The organism is Microbacterium sp. TWP3-1-2b2 (genome assembly GCF_049896145.1).
Taxonomy (GTDB): domain Bacteria; phylum Actinomycetota; class Actinomycetes; order Actinomycetales; family Microbacteriaceae; genus Microbacterium.
On the sequence record NZ_JAFCTS010000001.1, the window covers coordinates 2402727 to 2420928 of the forward strand.

19 protein-coding genes are annotated in these 18202 nt (G+C 63.4%); 11 read left to right on the forward strand and 8 right to left on the reverse strand.

Going from position 1 to position 18202, the window contains the following annotated elements:
• The first annotated feature begins 168 nt into the window (after positions 1-168).
• The 3 genes from trxA to ACP7AR_RS11840 are packed head-to-tail and all read left to right on the forward strand — an operon-like array spanning position 169 to position 1024.
• Complete coding sequence (trxA, locus tag ACP7AR_RS11830) at positions 169-543, forward strand: thioredoxin (RefSeq protein WP_275093373.1); 375 nt, start codon at positions 169-171, stop codon at positions 541-543.
• Positions 540-842 (forward strand): metal-sensitive transcriptional regulator, encoded by a 303-nt coding sequence (locus tag ACP7AR_RS11835; protein WP_275093372.1) that lies wholly within the window; start codon positions 540-542, stop codon positions 840-842. The genes trxA and ACP7AR_RS11835 overlap by 4 nt, the downstream gene beginning before the upstream one ends.
• A gap of 20 nt (positions 843-862) precedes the next feature.
• Positions 863-1024 carry a hypothetical protein gene (locus tag ACP7AR_RS11840; protein WP_165875491.1) on the forward strand — a complete coding sequence of 54 codons (162 nt, stop codon included), beginning with the start codon at positions 863-865 and terminating at the stop codon, positions 1022-1024.
• 10 nt (positions 1025-1034) lie between these two features.
• Here the strand turns inward: ACP7AR_RS11840 and ACP7AR_RS11845 are convergent, their stop codons facing one another.
• A complete protein-coding gene (locus tag ACP7AR_RS11845; RefSeq protein WP_319031539.1) occupies positions 1035-1310 on the reverse strand; it encodes a metal-sensitive transcriptional regulator in 276 nt (91 codons plus the stop codon).
• Between the two features lie 158 nt (positions 1311-1468).
• Between ACP7AR_RS11845 and lgt the strand changes: the two genes are divergently transcribed.
• Positions 1469-2437 carry a prolipoprotein diacylglyceryl transferase gene (gene lgt, locus ACP7AR_RS11850; RefSeq protein WP_426185928.1) on the forward strand — a complete coding sequence of 323 codons (969 nt, stop codon included), beginning with the start codon at positions 1469-1471 and terminating at the stop codon, positions 2435-2437.
• Positions 2438-2444: 7 nt separating this feature from the next.
• On the opposite strand, the gene ctaD is transcribed toward lgt, so the two are convergent.
• The 5 genes from ctaD to ACP7AR_RS11875 all read right to left on the reverse strand — a co-directional run bounded on the left by ctaD (position 2445) and on the right by ACP7AR_RS11875 (position 6457).
• Positions 2445-4166, reverse strand: a complete 1722-nt coding sequence (gene ctaD / locus ACP7AR_RS11855; RefSeq protein WP_426185930.1) for a cytochrome c oxidase subunit I — start codon at positions 4164-4166, stop codon at positions 2445-2447.
• A complete protein-coding gene (locus ACP7AR_RS11860) occupies positions 4163-4450 on the reverse strand; it encodes a hypothetical protein (protein ID WP_426185931.1) in 288 nt (95 codons plus the stop codon). Before ACP7AR_RS11860 ends, ctaD begins: the two co-directional genes overlap by 4 nt.
• 40 nt (positions 4451-4490) lie before the next feature.
• The gene (locus ACP7AR_RS11865) at positions 4491-5294 is read right to left on the reverse strand and encodes a cytochrome c oxidase assembly protein (RefSeq protein ID WP_319031358.1); all 804 of its coding nucleotides are present in this window, start codon (positions 5292-5294) and stop codon (positions 4491-4493) included.
• Positions 5295-5298: 4 nt separating this feature from the next.
• A complete protein-coding gene (locus tag ACP7AR_RS11870) occupies positions 5299-5796 on the reverse strand; it encodes a DUF2243 domain-containing protein (protein WP_319031357.1) in 498 nt (165 codons plus the stop codon).
• Positions 5797-6073: 277 nt separating this feature from the next.
• Positions 6074-6457, reverse strand: a complete 384-nt coding sequence (locus ACP7AR_RS11875) for a MerR family transcriptional regulator (protein WP_319031356.1) — start codon at positions 6455-6457, stop codon at positions 6074-6076.
• 163 nt (positions 6458-6620) lie between these two features.
• Between ACP7AR_RS11875 and ACP7AR_RS11880 the strand changes: the two genes are divergently transcribed.
• The 7 genes from ACP7AR_RS11880 (at position 6621) to ACP7AR_RS11910 (ending at position 16588) form a co-directional block, all read left to right on the forward strand.
• On the forward strand, positions 6621-8138 hold the full coding sequence (locus ACP7AR_RS11880; protein ID WP_319031355.1) for a SulP family inorganic anion transporter: 1518 nt from the start codon (positions 6621-6623) through the stop codon (positions 8136-8138).
• Between the two features lie 288 nt (positions 8139-8426).
• The gene (locus ACP7AR_RS11885) at positions 8427-9236 is read left to right on the forward strand and encodes an RNA polymerase sigma factor (protein WP_426185935.1); all 810 of its coding nucleotides are present in this window, start codon (positions 8427-8429) and stop codon (positions 9234-9236) included.
• A 351-nt stretch (positions 9237-9587) separates the two neighbouring features.
• A complete protein-coding gene (locus ACP7AR_RS11890; protein WP_426185937.1) occupies positions 9588-9794 on the forward strand; it encodes an ABC transporter ATP-binding protein in 207 nt (68 codons plus the stop codon).
• A 576-nt stretch (positions 9795-10370) separates the two neighbouring features.
• Positions 10371-11195 carry a TnsA-like heteromeric transposase endonuclease subunit gene (locus ACP7AR_RS11895; protein ID WP_426187737.1) on the forward strand — a complete coding sequence of 275 codons (825 nt, stop codon included), beginning with the start codon at positions 10371-10373 and terminating at the stop codon, positions 11193-11195.
• Complete coding sequence (locus ACP7AR_RS11900; protein ID WP_426185938.1) at positions 11188-13224, forward strand: Mu transposase C-terminal domain-containing protein; 2037 nt, start codon at positions 11188-11190, stop codon at positions 13222-13224. Before ACP7AR_RS11895 ends, ACP7AR_RS11900 begins: the two co-directional genes overlap by 8 nt.
• Positions 13221-14264, forward strand: coding sequence for a TniB family NTP-binding protein (locus tag ACP7AR_RS11905; RefSeq protein ID WP_426185940.1), 1044 nt, complete (start codon positions 13221-13223; stop codon positions 14262-14264). Before ACP7AR_RS11900 ends, ACP7AR_RS11905 begins: the two co-directional genes overlap by 4 nt.
• Positions 14261-16588 (forward strand): zinc-ribbon domain-containing protein, encoded by a 2328-nt coding sequence (locus ACP7AR_RS11910; protein WP_426185942.1) that lies wholly within the window; start codon positions 14261-14263, stop codon positions 16586-16588. Before ACP7AR_RS11905 ends, ACP7AR_RS11910 begins: the two co-directional genes overlap by 4 nt.
• 187 nt (positions 16589-16775) lie before the next feature.
• Here ACP7AR_RS11910 and ACP7AR_RS11915 read toward each other — a convergent pair whose 3' ends face one another.
• A complete protein-coding gene (locus ACP7AR_RS11915; RefSeq protein ID WP_029264080.1) occupies positions 16776-17183 on the reverse strand; it encodes an arsenate reductase ArsC in 408 nt (135 codons plus the stop codon).
• A 25-nt stretch (positions 17184-17208) separates the two neighbouring features.
• Positions 17209-18201 carry a metalloregulator ArsR/SmtB family transcription factor gene (locus ACP7AR_RS11920; protein WP_275093356.1) on the reverse strand — a complete coding sequence of 331 codons (993 nt, stop codon included), beginning with the start codon at positions 18199-18201 and terminating at the stop codon, positions 17209-17211.
• Position 18202 lies beyond the last annotated feature (1 nt).

The following is an 18202-nucleotide window of genomic DNA, read 5'->3' on the forward strand; positions in this document are numbered from 1 at the left end:
ATTGTCGATGATCCCGAAAGAAGGAGACAGAGATGTGCGCGAGAGTGACGTGCGACGTGTGCGGCAAGGCCACATGGGAGGGCTGCGGGCAGCACGTGGAAGAAGCGCTCCACGGGGTTCCCGTGGAACAGCGCTGCCCCGGTCACCTCGACACGGCAGCGTGACCGAATGAGCACCACAACGGTGACCGGCACTGCACTGCGCGAAGTGATCGAGGGCACCGATATCGTGATTCTCGACTTCTGGGCCGCCTGGTGCGGCCCGTGCCGCGCCTTCGCGCCCGTGTTCGAATCCGCATCGAGCGCGCACCCGGACATCACGTTCGGCAAGGTGGATACCGAAGCCGAACAGGAGCTCGCAGCCGCGTTCAACATCCGCTCGATTCCTACCCTGATGGTGTTCCGCAGCGGGATCATCGTTTTCTCGCAACCAGGGGCGCTCAACGAGGCTCAACTCGACCAGGTCATCACTGCCGTCCGCGGGCTGGATATGGATGATGTGCGTCGGCAGCTGGACGAGTCCTCCGCGGGCGGATCGGAATGACAGTCCTCACCGACCCGCTTCCGGCCGGCAGAGCGGACTCTGGCGCTCAGCGGCGCGTGGTGCACCGCTTGCGACGCGCGCGGGGGCAACTGGACGCGGTGATCGCCGCGGTCGAAGCCGACGCGGGGTGTCGGGATGTCGTCATCCAGCTGGCAGCGGTGACGAGCGCCTTGAACCGTGCGGGCTTCGTGATCGTCGCCGACGCTTTGAAAGAGTGCCTCTCCGTGGATGACGCGGACAAGGAACCGACCGATATGACCACGGAAGAGATCGAAAAGCTCTTCCTGATGCTCTCGTAACAACGATTGAAGGAGACCCCATGTGCTACCAAGTGACCTGCAAGAAGTGCGGCAAGGCGACGTGGAAGGGGTGCGGCCAGCACGTCGATCAGGTGATGCGCGGCATCCCTCGGTCGCAGCGCTGCGACGGACACGCCAACGAACCGTCCACGGGGTTCTTCGCCCGACTGTTCAACCGGTAGGCGCGGTCATTCACGCGAGGGTGAGGAACAGCTTCTCCAACTCGTCCGGTGTCAGCGACTCACTCTCCGGGTCGGCCACGCAATTGCGCATCGCGGATGCGACGATCGCATACCCGGCACGATCCAGCGCCTTCGATACTGCGGCGAGCTGAATGACGACATCGCGGCATTCACCGCCGGACTCCACGGCGGTGATCACCGCAGCGAGCTGCCCCTGAGCACGACGCAGACGGTTGACGATTTTCCGCTGCTGCGCAGCTCGAGCGGCTCCGGCCTCCTCGGACATGACGGTGTCCTCGGAAACGCTGGATTCCATGGTCTCGATCATTCGGGCACCCCTTGCTTCTCACGTCCCTGATGGACGACGCCCTTTCAGTATCCCACGAGTCCGCATACCCAGGTGGGTATGCGGACTCCCTGGGACTATAGTTGCGCGGTGTGCGCATGAGTATCCCCAGCCCTGATCCGAACTGGGCCCAGTTCGCCATCGGCCCCCTCACCATCCACACCTATGCCCTGTGCATCATCACGGGAATGATCGTGGCGGTGATCCTCACCCAGCGTCGACTCGCCCGTCGAGGCGCGGAGCCGGGCGTGGTCATCGATATCGCCTTGTGGGCGGTGCCGCTGGGCATCATCGGCGCCCGGTTCTACCATGTCTTCACCCACGTCGGCGACTACTTCTATCCCGGTGCGAATCTCGCAGACATCTTCGCGATCTGGGATGGTGGCAACGCCCTCTACGGGTCCTTGATCGGCGGCGCGCTCGGCGCGTGGATCGGCTGCCGACGAGCCGGAATCCGCCTCTGGTCGTTCGCCGACGCACTGGCGCCCGGCCTGCTCATCGCTCAAGCGATCGGCCGTATCGGCAACTACTTCAACCACGAACTCTTCGGCCTACCGACAACGCTGCCCTGGGGACTCGAGATCGAATCCACGAACGCGAAGTTCCCCGACGGTCTCGCCGACGGAGCTCTCTTCCATCCGCTGTTCCTCTACGAGATCCTCTGGAACCTCGCCGGTGTCGCGATCATCCTGCTCCTCGAGCGCAGAATCGCCCTCCGATGGGGTCGCACGTTCGCGCTCTATCTCATCTGGTACGGCCTCGGCCGCAGCTGGTTGGAAGCCATCCGCATCGACCCGACCAGCGACGGCTTCTGGGGCATTCCCGCCAACGTCTGGGCGTCGTTCGTTGCCGTCGCACTCGGCGTGGCGCTGTTCGTGATCCAGTCGATCCGTCATCGCGAGCCTGAGACGAGCATCTACCGACTTGCGCGAGAAACCGATTCCGGCGAATCGACTCCGTCACCTCGCCGGTCAGTCAGCAACGCGAGCGTGGAGGAACGCGAAGCCAGCCGACCAACGATTCTGGGCCACTCCCAAGGACCATCGTCCCGCTCGGCGGCACCGTGAGCGTGGCCTACTGGCGCTGTTGTTCACCAGGTGCCGTGGTGGCGAACTCCGCCGCCTCCGGGTGGTTCAGGTCGAAAGCGGGCCGCTCGCTGCGGATGCGCGGGATCGACGTGAAGTTGTGACGCGGCGGCGGGCACGATGTCGCCCACTCCAGCGATGAACCGTAACCCCACGGGTCGTTCACCGTGACCTTCGGTGCCCGGCGGGCCGTGATCCACACGTTCAGGAAGAACGGGATCATCGACGCCCCCAGGATCATCGCGCCAATAGTGGAGACCTGGTTCTGCCAGGTCCAGCCGTCTGCGGCGGAGTAGTCCGCGTAGCGTCGCACCATGCCGTCGACGCCCAGCCAGTGCTGGATGAGGAACGTCATGTGGAAGCCGATGAACAGCATCCAGAAGTGCACGTATCCGAGACGCTCGTTGAGCATGCGTCCCGTCCACTTCGGCCACCAGAAGTAGAAGCCGGCGAACATCGCAAAGACGACGGTGCCGAAGACCACGTAGTGGAAGTGCGCGACCACGAAGTAGGTGTCAGAGACGTGGAAATCGAGCGGCGGGGCCGCCAGAATGACACCCGTCAGACCACCGAAGACGAAAGAGACCAAGAAGCCGAGCGCGAACACCATCGGCGTCTCGAACGTCACGGAACCTCGCCACATCGTTCCGATCCAGTTGAAGATCTTCACACCCGTCGGCACTGCGATGAGCATCGACATGAGTGCGAAGAAGGGCAGCAGCACGGATCCGGTGACGTACATGTGGTGCGCCCACACCGCGACGGACAGGGCCGCGATCGCGATCGTCGCATAGACCAAGGTCTTGTACCCGAAGATGGGCTTACGGCTGAACACCGGGAAGATCTCGGACACGACGCCGAAGAACGGCAACGCGATGATGTACACCTCGGGGTGACCGAAGAACCAGAACAGGTGCTGCCACAGCAGGACCCCACCGTTCGCCGGGTCGAAGATGTGCGCACCGAGGACTCGATCGGCCGCTGCGGCGGACAGGGCGGCCGCGATCACCGGGAACGCGACCAGAATGAGGAGGCTCGTGATGAGGGTGTTCCAGGTGAAGATCGGCATGCGCCACATCGTCATGCCCGGCGCGCGCATCGTGATGATCGTCGTAATGAAGTTCACTGCGCCAAGAATTGTGCCGAAGCCACTCAGCACGAGCCCCAGCATCCAGAGGTTACCCCCGACGCCTGGCGAGAAGCTGGCGCCAGCGAGTGGTTGATAGGCGAACCAGCCGAATGAGGCCGCTCCCTGAGGGGTGAGGAATCCTGCGATGACCATGGTTCCGCCGAAGAGGAAGAGCCAGAACGCGAATGCGTTGAGTCGGGGGAACGCCACATCAGGGGCGCCGATCTGCAGAGGAAGGAGCGCGTTGGCGAACCCGGCGAAAAGAGGTGTCGCGAACAGAAGCAACATCACGGTGCCGTGCACCGTGAACAGCTGGTTGTACTGCTCCTTCGTCGGAATGATTTGCATCCCCGGAGCGAACAGCTCAGCGCGGATAACGAGGGCCATCACGCCACCGAGGAGGAAGAACATCATCGACGCGATCAGATACATGTACCCGATCGTCTTGTGATCAGTGGAGGTGATCCACTTCACGAAGACGTTGCCCTTCTGCTCGACACGGGAATGGCTCATCAGAGCCGCCTGGCGAGTGGGAAGCTCGGTCGGACGTGCGCCCACCGGTGGGATATTCGTCGTGGTCATCTGCTCTGCTCCGAATCCTCATAGAGGCCCACCCGACGCTCAACCGAGTCGGCAACATCGACGAACAAGTACATGATGGCCAGCACCACGAAGCTGCCGAAGAACACCACCACACCGGAGACCACGGAGAACCCCCACGCCCGCGTGGCCATCAAGGTGACTGCCGCGAAGAACATGCCAGCCAGAGGCGGCAATATCACCAGCGGGCGTAGCAGGCCGTCAACCGAATGATGGGACATACCGAGAATACCCCTACCCGTATCGATGGTTCGAGGGGTTGACATCCCCGTCCATCCTCGACAGTTGCCGTCGCCGAGCGGTCGATCAGGCCGAGGCGGCGAGCGGTGCTACACCTTGGCGACCGCGGAGCTTCCGGCCAGATCGCCGATACCACTGGGCGCAGAGAATAGTGATGATCGCGACGTCCACGACGTCGCCGGCGTAATACATCAGCATCGTGCCTGCCTGCGCGTCCAGCCCGTCCACCCCGACCGGCGGGTGAGCGTAGAGCGTCTTTGCGAGGATGCCGTGGGCGGCGAGGGCAAGGACGACGACAGCGGTTCGGAGCGGGAATCCGGCACGATGCGGCGCGGGATCGATCGGGATGATCGCCGCTGTGAACAGGTATCCGGCGAGTAGGAAGTGGGTCATCACGATCAAATGGACGAGGAAGCTCGCTCGCATCGCGTCGTAGAGAGGTGTGGAGTACAGCACCCACATCCCGCCGACGTTGAGGATAGAGGCCACGACCGGAGCGGTGAGGAACCGGGCGGGCCAGCTGCTCAGAACATGGGACAACCGACGCGCGGAACCAACGTGCATCGAACGCAGCGCCAGTGTGACGGGGGCGCCGAGAACCAGCAACAGCGGCCCCAGCATTCCGACGAGCAGATGCGACCACATGTGTGCGACGAAGTCTTGGTGGGCGGCTGCCGCAAGTGGCCCGACGAATCCTGCTGCGGCTGCGATGACGCCGACTGTCCAGGAGGCGCTGCGGTACCAGGGCCAGGGCTGGCCGCACCGCCACTGGATGATCGCGCAGCCGCCGTAGAAGGCGAGTGCGAACGCGAACGGAAGGGCAATGATGAGATCGGGACTGATCCCCGATCCGGAGGTGTGATCGTGCACCGGCTCACCCGGCTGGAATGCCACTGCGCCGGGTGCGGACAGTGAGGATGACTCCGGCGACGATGAGCAGGACGGCGATGATGTTCCAGGTGAGGTCATACGGGAGCACATTCTCCACATAACGGATCTGGTGAATTCCCCACCACTTGTGCTGCACCGTGCCGTCGTACAGCTGGAAGCTCCCCGCGCCAAGGAGAACTCCGCCCCACCACCGCATCTGCCAGAATGCGGCGCGCCTGCGCAGATCCGCGAGCAGGAAAAGGCCGCCGATTGTGGCTGCCCAGCTCAGGGCGTGGAAGAAACCATCCGACACCAGTCCGATATCAGGCGTTGCCAGATCGTAGAAGTGATGCCAGTGCAGCAACTGGTGGAAGACGGTCTCATCGATGAAGGCCACCAGGCCCACACCGAAGAGGATGCCCGACCACAAGTTGCGCTTCGAAAACGTGGCCCTCGCTCGGTAGTCGATTCGCGTCGATGATGAATCCGTGATGGTAGCCATTCGTGTCGCTCCCTCGTCATCGCAACCGCTCGGTAGACGCAGGACAATAGAAAGGAAGCGTCCGCGGCGCGACGGGCTTGACATGTGAGCTCGCCCGTGGTCCAGGACCGTGACAAAGGTGTGGGCGCATTCCCCACCGAAACGTCCAACGACCGCAGTTGCGGTGCACTTTTTTGGACTTCGACACAGCTGGGCGTGGATCGCTGCGCCGGAACCATCACTTTCGGCATGCCCTTCGTTGCGCGCGTGAGGCCTCGAACCAGGTCGATCCGTCGCTCTAGAGCTGTCCGAGCAGTTGCACGAACTCGTCGGCCATGGCGAGCTGCTCCGTGAGCTTCTGACGGCGCTGGTCGGCGCCGTCGCGGATGTCGTCGATCCGGGCGCGCAGCGCGACATCGCTCGGGTCGACGGTGAGGGCATCGACGACGTCGAGAAGTTCGCGCATCTCGTCGAGGGTGTATCCCAGCGGCTTCATCCTGCGGATGATGAGGATGCGTTCGACGTCCTTCTCGGTGTAGAGCCGGAACCCGCCCTCCGTGCGTGCGGACGGCTGCACGAGCCCCACGTCGTCCCAGTGTCGAAGCGAGCGGAATGAGAGCGCTGTGCGCTCGGCCACCTCGCCTATCCGCATCGTCGCGACGCTCGCGTGTTCGTCTTCCATTGCTTTCCCCACAACACTCACGTTACGTTAGAGTCTAGATCGGCGCGGTTCTCGCGCCTGCTCCCCTCATCTTCCCGTGTCGGCCTGACCGACGCCTGCGCACTGCTGCGCTCCTCATCGTTTCCCGCGCTCTCACGAGAGAGCCCAACACCCCGGAGGGCACATGACTGCCGTCACCCCCACCCGCGACTCCGCGTCGCGTCACCGTATCGAACCCACCGTCATGCAGGCGCTGCGCAGCCCGCGCCTGCTCACCCGGGAAGTCCTCGCCGGCCTCGTCGTCGCACTCGCCTTGATTCCCGAGGCGATCGCGTTCTCGATCATCGCTGGCGTCGACCCGCGCGTCGGCCTGTTCTCATCCTTCATCATGGCCGTCGCGATCGCCTTCCTCGGCGGACGCCCCGCCATGATCACCGCCGCCACCGGAGCGATCGCGCTCGTCATCGCACCGGTGGCCCGCGAGTACGGCATGGACTACTTCATCGCCACCGTGCTCCTCGGCGGTCTCATCCAGATCGTGCTGGCTCTGCTCGGTGTCGCGAAGCTCATGCGGTTCATCCCACGCTCGGTGATGGTCGGATTCGTGAACGCTCTGGCGATCCTGATCTTCACCTCGCAGTTCCCGCAGTTGATCGGGGTTCCTTGGCTCGTCTACCCGCTCGTCGCGGTGGGTCTGCTGGTGATGTATCTCATGCCGCGGATCACGAAGGTCATCCCGGCACCACTGGTCGCCATCGTGCTGCTCACCGCCGCAGTCGTGGTCTTCGCCTGGAACGTCCCGAACGTCGGCGACCAGGGAGAACTCCCCGAGAGCCTCCCAGCGCTGTTCATCCCGAATGTGCCGCTCACCTTCGAGACGCTGCAGATCATCGCCCCCTATGCTCTAGCGATGGCCGTGGTCGGCCTGCTCGAGTCGCTGATGACCGCGAAACTCGTCGACGACATCACCGACACCCACTCCCGCAAGACCCGCGAGGCTCTCGGACAGGGCGCCGCGAACGTTCTCTCCGGCGCGTTCGGCGGCATGGGCGGCTGCGCGATGATCGGCCAGACCATGATCAACGTCAAGGCCTCCGGCGCACGCACGCGTATCTCGACGTTCCTCGCCGGTGTCTTCCTGCTCGTCCTTGTGCTCGCGCTCGGCGACGTGGTGGCGATCATCCCCATGGCGGCGCTCGTCGCCGTGATGATCCTCGTCTCGATCGCGACCTTCGACTGGCACAGCATCCGTTGGAACACCCTCACGCGGATGCCGAAGAGTGAGACGGCCGTCATGCTCATCACCGTCATCGCCACCGTCTGGACCCACAACCTCGCAGTCGGCGTCATCCTCGGAGTCATCGCCGCGATGATCATGTTCGCTCGACGGGTCGCACACTTCGTGAGCGTCACCCGCACCGTCAACCCCTACAGCGCGACGGCGCACTACGCCGTCGACGGGGAACTCTTCTTCGCCTCCAGCAACGACCTCACCACACAGTTCGAGTATGTCGACGACCCCGACACCGTGATCATCGACATGAGCCGGTCGCACGTCTGGGACGCCTCCACCGTGGCCGCCCTCGACGCCATCGTCACCAAGTACGAAAACCACGGAAAGACCGTCACCATCCAGGGCCTGAACGACACAGCGGCAGCATTCCATGGCCGCCTCACCGGAAACCTCGGTGCCGGCCACTGACCCACGATCACGCACGAGCGAGGGGCGGCCTTAAGGCCGCCCCTTTTCTTCCGCTATCCACTGAAGTGCCGCCGGGACCGTCTATCGAAACTAGCTTCCGGTGCACGCTTGCGGCACCACCAGTAGAACCGAATGCGAAACCACGCCCCAACCGATCGTGTACGGCGGGCGGCACCGAACCGTGAGGTTGCTCAACATTTTCTTGCGAGAGGCGAGGGGAAGTCTGCAATGTCGGACATATGAGGGATCGTGGTGACTATGAGCTGACCAGGATCGTGAGGGAACGCTATGACCGGTAACGACGAGCCCGAAGGGCATTCGTCCCCCGATGGCGTTCCTACTCTCAGCGCGTGGGCAACGGATCAGGCCTGGCTGGCCGAGGCAGACCGCGATCGCGCCGAGGAACGTTTCGACCGGCTCGCTGGAGACCGCGAACTCGCGACCGCACTCCAGGCCAGCGGATACCGTGGCCGGAACTACGATCTGTTCGCGAATGAGATCGCGAAGTACGGGTGGGCTGTCATCCGCGGGTGGATCTACAAAGGGCAGATTCGTGGCGAGGTGAAGCGAAAGGGCTTCGGTGCACTGGAGCCTGAGCCCCGCCCGGGATCGATGATCGAAGAGGCCGAGAGCCTGGCGGATGAGACGATCGTGCTGGCCCTCACCGCGTTTCGAGACAAGGTGCTCGTCCCGGGCAAGTGGGACCCCGCCAAGGGCGCGTCCCTGCGCACTTTTTTCGTGGGCCAGTGCCTGCTGCAGTTCAGCAACGTCTACAAGCGTTGGCGTCGAGAAGAGTTGCGTTCTTATGCGGAGCCGCAGACTCCGCCGCCCGCAGCGGCCTGGGCCGATGACTTCGAGGAGGGTCCGTCGACGTCGGCGGCTCCCGACGCGAGCGAGGCGGCGCACATCAAGGACGAGCTGCGCCGTGCATTCGGGAGCATCAAGGACGAGCGTGTCCGCTCAGCCTTTTATCTGAACGTGACGCATGGCTTCACGCACGCGGAGATCGGCGAGAAGCTTGGCATGACCGCGAAAGCGGTGGAGTCGGCGATCGCGCGCGCACGTCAGCAAGTACGACAGAACCGGGAGTCCGCATGAGCAGTGAATTTCGAGGCAAGATCGAGCGCTCGTCCTTCGGGACCCAGAACGCGAAGGCGGCACGCCGAACCGTTTCCGCCAACAAAGCGCAGTCGCTCGTCTCGCGATCGATGACGGGCAAGACTCAATCGAAGCAGTTGAGAGGCCGCGAGGGGAAGTGACCAGCGGCGGACATATACCGAGATGTCGGGATCACAACGGAAAAGAGCCGCCCCGCGGTAACGGGACGGCTCACAAGCCCTGAGAAGGTCAGGTCTCATCCAGAGCACTGACTGTACCGGAGTTGGCAGCCGCAGACTAGCGGCGCTCCATCTCATGGCACCCCCGGCACCAATCAGTGAAGGAGTTCCCATGGGAACCGTTCGTCGCTCTGCATCCACCGGTCGTTTCGTCTCCAAGGCCGCTGCGGCCCGCTGGCCCGGAAAGACCACCACCGAACGTGTCGGTTCCGGCACGAGCAACTCGGCCACGGTGCACCGCTCCGCGTCGTCGGGCCGGTTCGTCACCGAATCGACCGCCAACCGCAACCCGGGCGGCACGATCAGCCAGCGCGTCTAATCGAACCTGAGGGCCTGCACGTGCACACGTGCAGGCCCTCGTTGTGTAAGTCGAGGGCCTCCAGAACCCCGTCGGTGGCGGTCAGTAGTTCACCTTGTCGATGACGAGGTTCCCGTCGAGCATCTCGTGCGGGACGGGTCCTGCACTGGGGGAGCGGGATGGTCAGTCTCGCGAGGTCGGCGTCCGCAACGGTGTCCGCGGACGCCAAGGCGTGAGCGCCCGGGACGGCAACGCCGACCGGCATCTCAATGTCTGCCGCAGCGCCGGAGCCGGCAACGTTCACCCGGAACCCGGCGGCGAGTACTGTTCACCCGAAGGCTAGTGGGGGAGCTTTCCCATCGTTTGTTCAAGTCTGGCCTTGCGTTGCCTAGACCTTGCGACGGAAGCCGGTGGAGTCCCGAGTGACATCGGGCGCCCAACGATGCGGTTCTCGCTTCACGTCGGGCCACTCGTGATCAGATCGAACGATATCCGGTCCGCGCCGGTGTGTCGGAAGCCCGTCGAAGCCGACCGGGCTGATCCTGGGCGCAGGCGACGAAGATGTGCCTACCGGCACTCCGCCTCCCTCCGGGAGTGATGATGAAGCCAGCTGAGATCGCACGGATGATCGCTCGTCGACGGTTCTCGAAAGAGTCGGAGCTGCACTGGGTGCCGCGTGATCATCGTTCGGAGACTGGCTATGCGAACAACACCTCGTTCGCACCGGTCGACCGAAGTCTCGGCCGTTTGGATTGGTCGGTCATCGACCCCATGAAGGTTCGAGTATCGAAGGGCGCCAGCCACTTCTTCACGGGATCTGAGTACTTCTGGAGCCGCACCCGCAGTCACGTCTGGTGCGAGTCTCAGTTCGAGCGCGACGAACTGATGTGGCTCGATTTTGGCGGACAGGTCGAAAGGGTGTGGTCGCAGCCGTTTGGCGTGGTGTTCGGCGTCCGCTCGCCGATGGCCGGTCATTGGCATGTGCCGGATTTCCTGTTGCAGATGTCGGACGGCTCTTACGCCGTTCGGGACGTGAGGCCAGAGGAACTCATCGACGAGTATGCGCAACTGCAGTTCGATGAGACGGCGCGAGCGTCGGCAACGCTCGGCTGGCACTATCAGGTGCTTTCCGGCCACAGCCTTCATGCGACCCGCGTGGTCGAATGGTTGTCGGCGTCGCGTCATGACCGCTGCAGGCCGCCCGCTGCCGTCGAGGACAGGATCCTCGAGGCGGCAACTCTCGGCAAGACTCGCCGGGAGCTATGCGAGCTGGCATCACCAGATTGCCCACCTCTTGCTTGCGCTTGGATTGACAACCTCGCCTGGCGCAGGCTGCTCGAGGTCGATCTGTCGGCGGTCTTCAACAGCAACACGCTACTGACTACCGCCCATCGGGAGAGAACGGACGCGATCGGTGTCTGACGAGAAGAAGCTGAAGCTCGGAGACACTTTCGACATTGACGGCGAGAGCTGGGTCTGGGTCCACATCATCCCTGGCCTAGAGGTGAAGCTCCGATCTGAGACCGCACCCCACCGACACCTGATCATGTCCGTAGACGAGTTCCTGCTCCAGGCCGGAACAGCCCAACGGGATCGCATCGTATCTCTTCGGCCGGACGGGGATGCATGGCCGACCGACGTATGCGATATGGAAGCCCATCTCCTTGAGGCCTTCACTGGCAAGCCGATGGATCCGTTGGCCTCCGCTCCTCGGGCACAATATGACCCTGCGCTGACAACTCAGAACGCACGTATTGACGCGAAGCTGCTCGAGCTAAAAGGCACTTCACTTGGGCGAGCGCGCAGCACCTTTCACCTCCTGTGGAAGACGTACCAGCAAGGCGGTGCAGCCGGACTGAATGCCCGCATGCATCGCAAGGGCGAGCAGCGACTCGCCATCAGCCGAGCAGACCCACGGCTGGTGACGATCATCGATCGATTCCTCGATCGTCAGACGGACAAGTCTACGAGCAGCAAACGCCGGTGCGCTGTCTTGGTGAGGCGAGCGCTCGAGACCACCTACCCCGGCGATCCTTTATGTGAGATCAAGGCTCGCACCCTCCAGGGCTACATCAACGAGCGGGCTGCCGGCCGTTACAGCTTCGACAAAGCGACCACCCGGCGAAACACCGACAACAGCCCCAAGCGTCAGTACTACTCCGGGGCTGCCTATCAACTTGGGGAGCGATGCGAGATCGATTCAACGAAACTCGACGTTCTCGTCTGGGATGAGAACAGTGAGTTCCGGCCGACACTCACCGTGCTTCTCGATGTCGCAAGCCGGGTACCGCTCGCTTGGGCGATTCACGCGGACAGCCCCGGCGGATTCGACCATGCGCTCCTGCTCGCCCGGGCTGTCATCGGACGCAAAGCCGTACCTGGTTCAGGAGCAGCCACCCTCGCAGGGTCAGCCACGTTGCCGTCCAACCTGATGAAGCAGGTGAACCCCTTCCTCACCGACGATTCTCTGGCCGTCCCATGGATCTTCCCGCGATCGATCACTATCGATGGTGGAGCAGATTTTCGGTCCCGCACGTTCAGAGACGCCTGCAGTGCGTACGGAATCCACAGGGAACTTGCCCCCTCCAGAACACCGACGGTAAAACCACACGTTGAACGCAACTTCGGCACGCTCTCGACAGACTTCGCCGCATGGCTGGCTGGATTCGTGGGGAACTCCGTCGCCCATAGGGCCGCCAAAGACGACCCCACGCTCACCCTGGACTCGCTTCGCCTCATCCTCGACAGCTGGATAACGAATATCTACCTGAACAGGCCTCACCGTGGCTTGAGATCGATGAGGCATCCAGGGCGCATCTTCACCCCGAATCAGATGTACGCCGAACTGTTCGCTGTAGGACCCGGCGTTCCGGTGCCTTTCGGAGTTGAGGAGTACCTCGCACTCTTGCCCACCGAACGACGCATGATCGGCCGTGCAGGGATCGAACTCCACAATCGCCGCTACGACTCACCCCATCTGGAAGATCTGCGCAATCGCTCCCTCACGGGCGCTGAACCGGGATCCGCGAAAGCCAGGAAATTCCCAGTGAGCTTCGACCCCTACAACGCCAATGCCGTCTGGGTGCGTCACCCAGAAACCGGTATGTGGATCGAGTGCTGGGACATCGCTCTGCGGGAAAAGACAGCACCGATGGTCGCCGAGATAGACATGAAACTCCTTGCCCGATACCCCGACGCCGCGATCGACGATCCCGACCGCCGTCGCGAGTGGATTGATCGTGTCGAGAGTCGGGAACGAGGAGACAAACGGAAACGCACCCAGCACAAGCGAGAGCAACAGCGCCTCAAGGTCGAAGCTCAACGCGAGTCAGGCCCCTCGACAACGACGCCGATCCCATTACGGCAATGGGCCAAACCCGTCGACATCAGCACCATCGATTGGACGTCCCCCGACATACATCTCGCGCAAGCAGAGGAGCTTGATTCATGAAGATCACCCCACTCGTCCTCCACCATGACCGCAAGACCAGCCTTGCAGGGCTTCGAGAAGCATTCGACGCCGAGCCCGCATCCCCGCCGAAGATCACCTTCCGGCAGTACACAGATCTGGACAGTGAAGCCCGAGAGCTATACGACCAAGCTCGCGAAGACTTTCTCCGGCTGACGTTGAGGGTGAAGACACGCGAGCAAGCGGTCTGCGCTCGCATTCTGGAGGACCTCATCCGAATCAACCCTCGGCTGAAGAACTCGCGGCGCGGGCTGATGATATCCGCGCCGATGTTCTCCGGCAAGACAGAGCTCGCTCTCCTGTTGGCCCGATCCGTAGAACGCAGACACGCAGCCCAATACCCCGACTACCTCAGAGACGGAGACGCACCGGTCGTCTGGGTGGAGATGACCGAACACTCGACCGGAAAAGCTCTCCTTGCCCAGATCATGGAGTTTCTCGCCCCCACGATCGTTCTCCCCAAACAGATTGCCACCGACCGGCTGCGGAAGCTTGCCGTCGAAGCCCTCCATCGACATGGCACGAAGCTGCTGGTGATCGACGAAGCGCACAAGCTTGGCGGGACCGAACCCTCCAGTGTCATCAAGGCTCTCCAGAACGAGTCCTGTGCGACCGTCGTCCTGGTTGGAATCAATCTCGACCAAGCATTCAAGACGGGCGACGGCCTGCAAGTCAGCGCACGCTGCGACTTCGTCACACTCGACAAGATCGACCCCGCCGTCCAAGAGGACTTCGAACAATGGATCAAATGGGTCGCCACCTTCGACAGCTTCCTACCACTATGCGGGCACGTCCACGGCCTTCTCACCCGCAACGCCGGCACGCTAGTCCACGCCGCCGACGGGAAACTCGCCGTTCTCGCGATGATCGTGGACCGCCTAGTCGCGTCCATCTTGCGCGACGAATCGCGCACCTCGGAGACCGTAACCCGCGAGCGACTCTTCGGGGTTCTCGACACTCTCCGGCGCACCACGCTCAACACACACAACGTCACCCTGGACGACTTGGTGGACGCCGCATGATCAGCACGCAGGCGTGGGCGAAACGACCCAAATGGCATCATCTTGAGACGCCACGCTCCTACGCGCAGCGGCAATGCCACGCCGCAGGAGTGCCGTTCGATTTCGCCGAGAGGGCACTGACCAGCCGAGCGCAACCGAACATCCACCGTGTCTGGATCGACGACGAAACCGCCGCTCGGGTGGTCGAGGCGACGGCAGGGCGCCCGGCCGGCCACTACCTCCGTATGAAACGTCTAGCGCAACCGGACTCCACGCGGGCCTACCCGCAGCGCTTCCTGTGCCGCCTATGCAGTGCCGGGGAGACGATCGAGCAGATTCCCCACGATCGGGAAAACTTCTGTCTCCGACACCCGGGGCAGATGGTGTGGGTCGGTCCCGGAACCGAACCCGATACCCAGGTGATCGTTCCCTTCGGCCCCGCTCTCCGGAACGCGGAACTCTCCTTCCGTCGACTCGTCGCGACAGGGCGAGTCACCACGCAACTGCACGGACAAGTGTGGGCCATGGTGCGCGACAACGACACGCTCTCCGCCCAGAACGGAGAGACCGCGCAGAATCCGTCCTTGATGAGCGCGGTACGCGAGATCGATCGCCGCGCACATCTGTACCGCTCGACGGTGCGCGTTCTGCAGATCTTGTCCAATCGTTCGCACTGCGCACGCTGGCGCACTCAGTCGGCGGCAGATCTACGACTCGACATCAACACAACGTTGGGCCTCGCCAACAGCGACATCCTCGTCGAACGGGTGATTCTCTGGCTCCGCCCCCTCCGCCGCCACACCATCCCCACGAAGTTCCGCCCCCTGGAAGCCGCCCTCGACACCGTCGACGTCCCCCGCATCCTCGACGCCACCGCCAACTACCCGCTATGGATCCTCCGACACCCGAAAGCCATCTCCGAATGGGACTGGGATCGCAACCCGCCCACCCGAGACCCCTGGTCGGGAGTCGATGTCTCCCACAAAGCCTGGTGGTTATGCGAAGAGGGGCACTCCTGGGAAGCCAGCCCCCACGTGCGAGGCTTTGCAGAGACGAACTGCTCCTACTGCATCGGCATGGACTTCTGGCCTGGACATACCGACCTCGGCACCCTGCGGCCAGACATTGCCGCGGAATGGGACACCACCCCAGGAGCCAACCGCGGGGACCCCCATCACGTCAGCGTCACCTCCGCCCGAAAAATCAACTGGCGGTGTGCGGCTCGGGAGCACACTTGGCCTGCCCAGGTGCGCTCCCGCACCACGTTAGAAAGCGGCTGCCCCTATTGCGCCGGTAGCCGGGCGATACCGGGTGAAACAGACTTAGCCACTCTTCACCCAGGCCTTGCATCAGAGTGGGACTACCAACGCAACGACAGTTCCATCACTCCGGAGACAGTCACCCCCGGATCAGACCGTGTCGTCTGGTGGCACGGCCCCTGCGACCATAGCTGGGACGCGGCTGTCGGCAACCGCTGCTCAGGACACGGGTGCCCGTACTGCTCCAACCAACGCACCCTCGCCGGCTTCAACGACCTCGCCACCACCCACCCTCAACTCGCCGAACAGTGGGACCACGTGAACTCCAAGACTCCTTGCGAGGTCACCGCGGGTTCGGATTTCCCCGCAGTATGGCGTTGCGCGCTGGGTCACACGTGGGAACTCCCCGTCTGGGGCCGCACGACGGACAAGACGGGCTGCCCCGTGTGCGCGAATCGCGTCGTCTTGGCAGGATTCAATGACCTGGGAACTCTCGACCCTCACTTGGCTTCGGAATGGGACCACAAACCAGGCGCGAACGACCGGACACCGTCCGAAGTGACCGTCAGCAGCCAATACGAAGCCCGATGGAGCTGCGTGAAGGGTCACACCTGGCCAGCGACAGTCGCCAACCGACACGCCGGCTCAGGTTGCCCCTCATGCTCCGGCCGCGTTGCCATCCCGGGTACAACCGACCTCGCAACGCTTCGGCCAGACATCGCCGCTCAATGGGATCCCAGCAACGACTGCTCACCGAATCAGGTCACAGTCTCATCCCACGTGAAGGTGTCATGGATCTGCCATCGCAACCACTCGTGGCCGGCGACCGTCAAGAATCGAACGTGCGGCCACGGCTGCCCCTACTGCGCAGGAAAGCTGCCCATCCCTGGCGAGAACGACCTTGCGACTCTGCGCCCCGACCTCGCCAAGCAATGGGACCCAGCGAACACCCTCTCTCCTACCGAGGTCACCGTCGGGTCGGGTCGAAAAGTCATGTGGATCTGTGCGTGCGGATATTCGTGGCCGTCCAAGATTCAGACCAGAACCCGCAGACCTCACGCCCACTGCCCCGAATGTCGCAAGTAGCAACAGGACCCGATGCGAACCTCGTCTGGGCTTATTGACCTGTGGCGCTGAGTCCTCCTCGAACACAGCGCTAGCTCACAGTCTGGCGCTGACGCTGACGCGAGCGAATCGGGATAGATCGAGAGACTCGAGCTCCCGATTCGATCACTGACGAAAGCACCCCGGATCGGCGAGCACGTTCCCCTCGTTAGACGAGCTCACTCACCAGCTGCTCGATTCGCGCCTTGATGTCGTCACGGATGGGGCGCACAGCGTCGATGCCCTGGCCGGCGGGGTCGTCGAGCTTCCAGTCCTCGTAGCGCTTGCCGGGGAAGAACGGGCAAGCGTCGCCGCATCCCATCGTGATGACGACGTCGGAGGCCTGCACGGCCTCGGTCGTCAGGATCTTGGGCTGCTCGGCGGTGATGTCGATCCCGAGTTCATTCATCGCTTCGACGGCGGTCGGGTTGATCTGGTCGGCGGGCATGGAGCCGGCGGAGCGGACTTCGATGCGGTCGCCGGCGATATCGCGGAGAAAGCCTGCGGCCATCTGCGAGCGTCCGGCGTTGTGGACGCAGACGAAGAGAACGGAGGGCTTGGTGGTCGTGTCAGTCATGGTTGCTCCTGGTGCGAGGGGTTGGTCAAGGGAGAAGGTCTTCGACGAGCGCGCGCACGCGGCCGGCGATGTCGTCACGGATGGCTTCGACACCGTCACGCGATGCGAGAGCAGGATCGCCGACTGCCCAGTCGTCGTAACGGACGCCGGGGATGATCGGGCAGACATCTCCGCAGCCCATCGTGATGACGACGTCCGCCGCACGGACGGCATCATCGGTGAGCGGCTTCGGAAAGCGCTCGACGGCAGCGTCACCTTCGATCTCGGCGAGAATCGACCGGACGTGAGGATGGATGACGTCGGCAGGAGCCGATCCTGCCGAGCGAGCCACGACCTTGCCGCCCGCCAGCTTGTTGACGAGCGCGGCGGCGAGCTGCGAACGCCCCGCGTTGGCGACACAGACGAAGAGCACCTGGGGCACAGCAGAGTCGCGGTCCCGTGTGAGGTCGGCGAGTCGCTGACGTGCGAAGCGTTCGGTCAGTGGCACGAGTGCTGAGGTGACTCGCGCGGTGCGGGCGAGGGCGGTGTAGGACTCGCGGACGATGGTGAGCACGACATTGGGGTCGAGCTCGGGGACCTCTGCCGCGAGTTCATCTGCGAGATGGGTCACCCGCGCGTCGAAGTCGGGCCGCGGCTCATCGCGGCCGTCAGAGACACTCCACGGTGCGAGCGTCGCGGGCGCGAAGGATTCCAGCAGTGCCGTAACGGCGCTGCGCCGGTTCGGGTTGATCCGATACCAGACCCAGGTTCCACGCCGCTCCGAGGTGAGGACATCGACGTCCTTGAGCACCTTCAGATGGTGAGAGACCGTCGGCTGGGAAACCTCGGCGAGCTCGGCGAGATCGCAGACGCACGACTCCCCTCGAGGGTCGGATGCGATGGCAGACAGCATCCGAAGACGGAGCGGATCCGACAGCGCCTTCAGAGTAGAGGCGACCGAGGTGGCCGCATCGACGCCAATGGCGTGGCTGGCGACGGGACTGCAGGTGTCACCCTGGGTGGTCAGCACGGCGTTCATG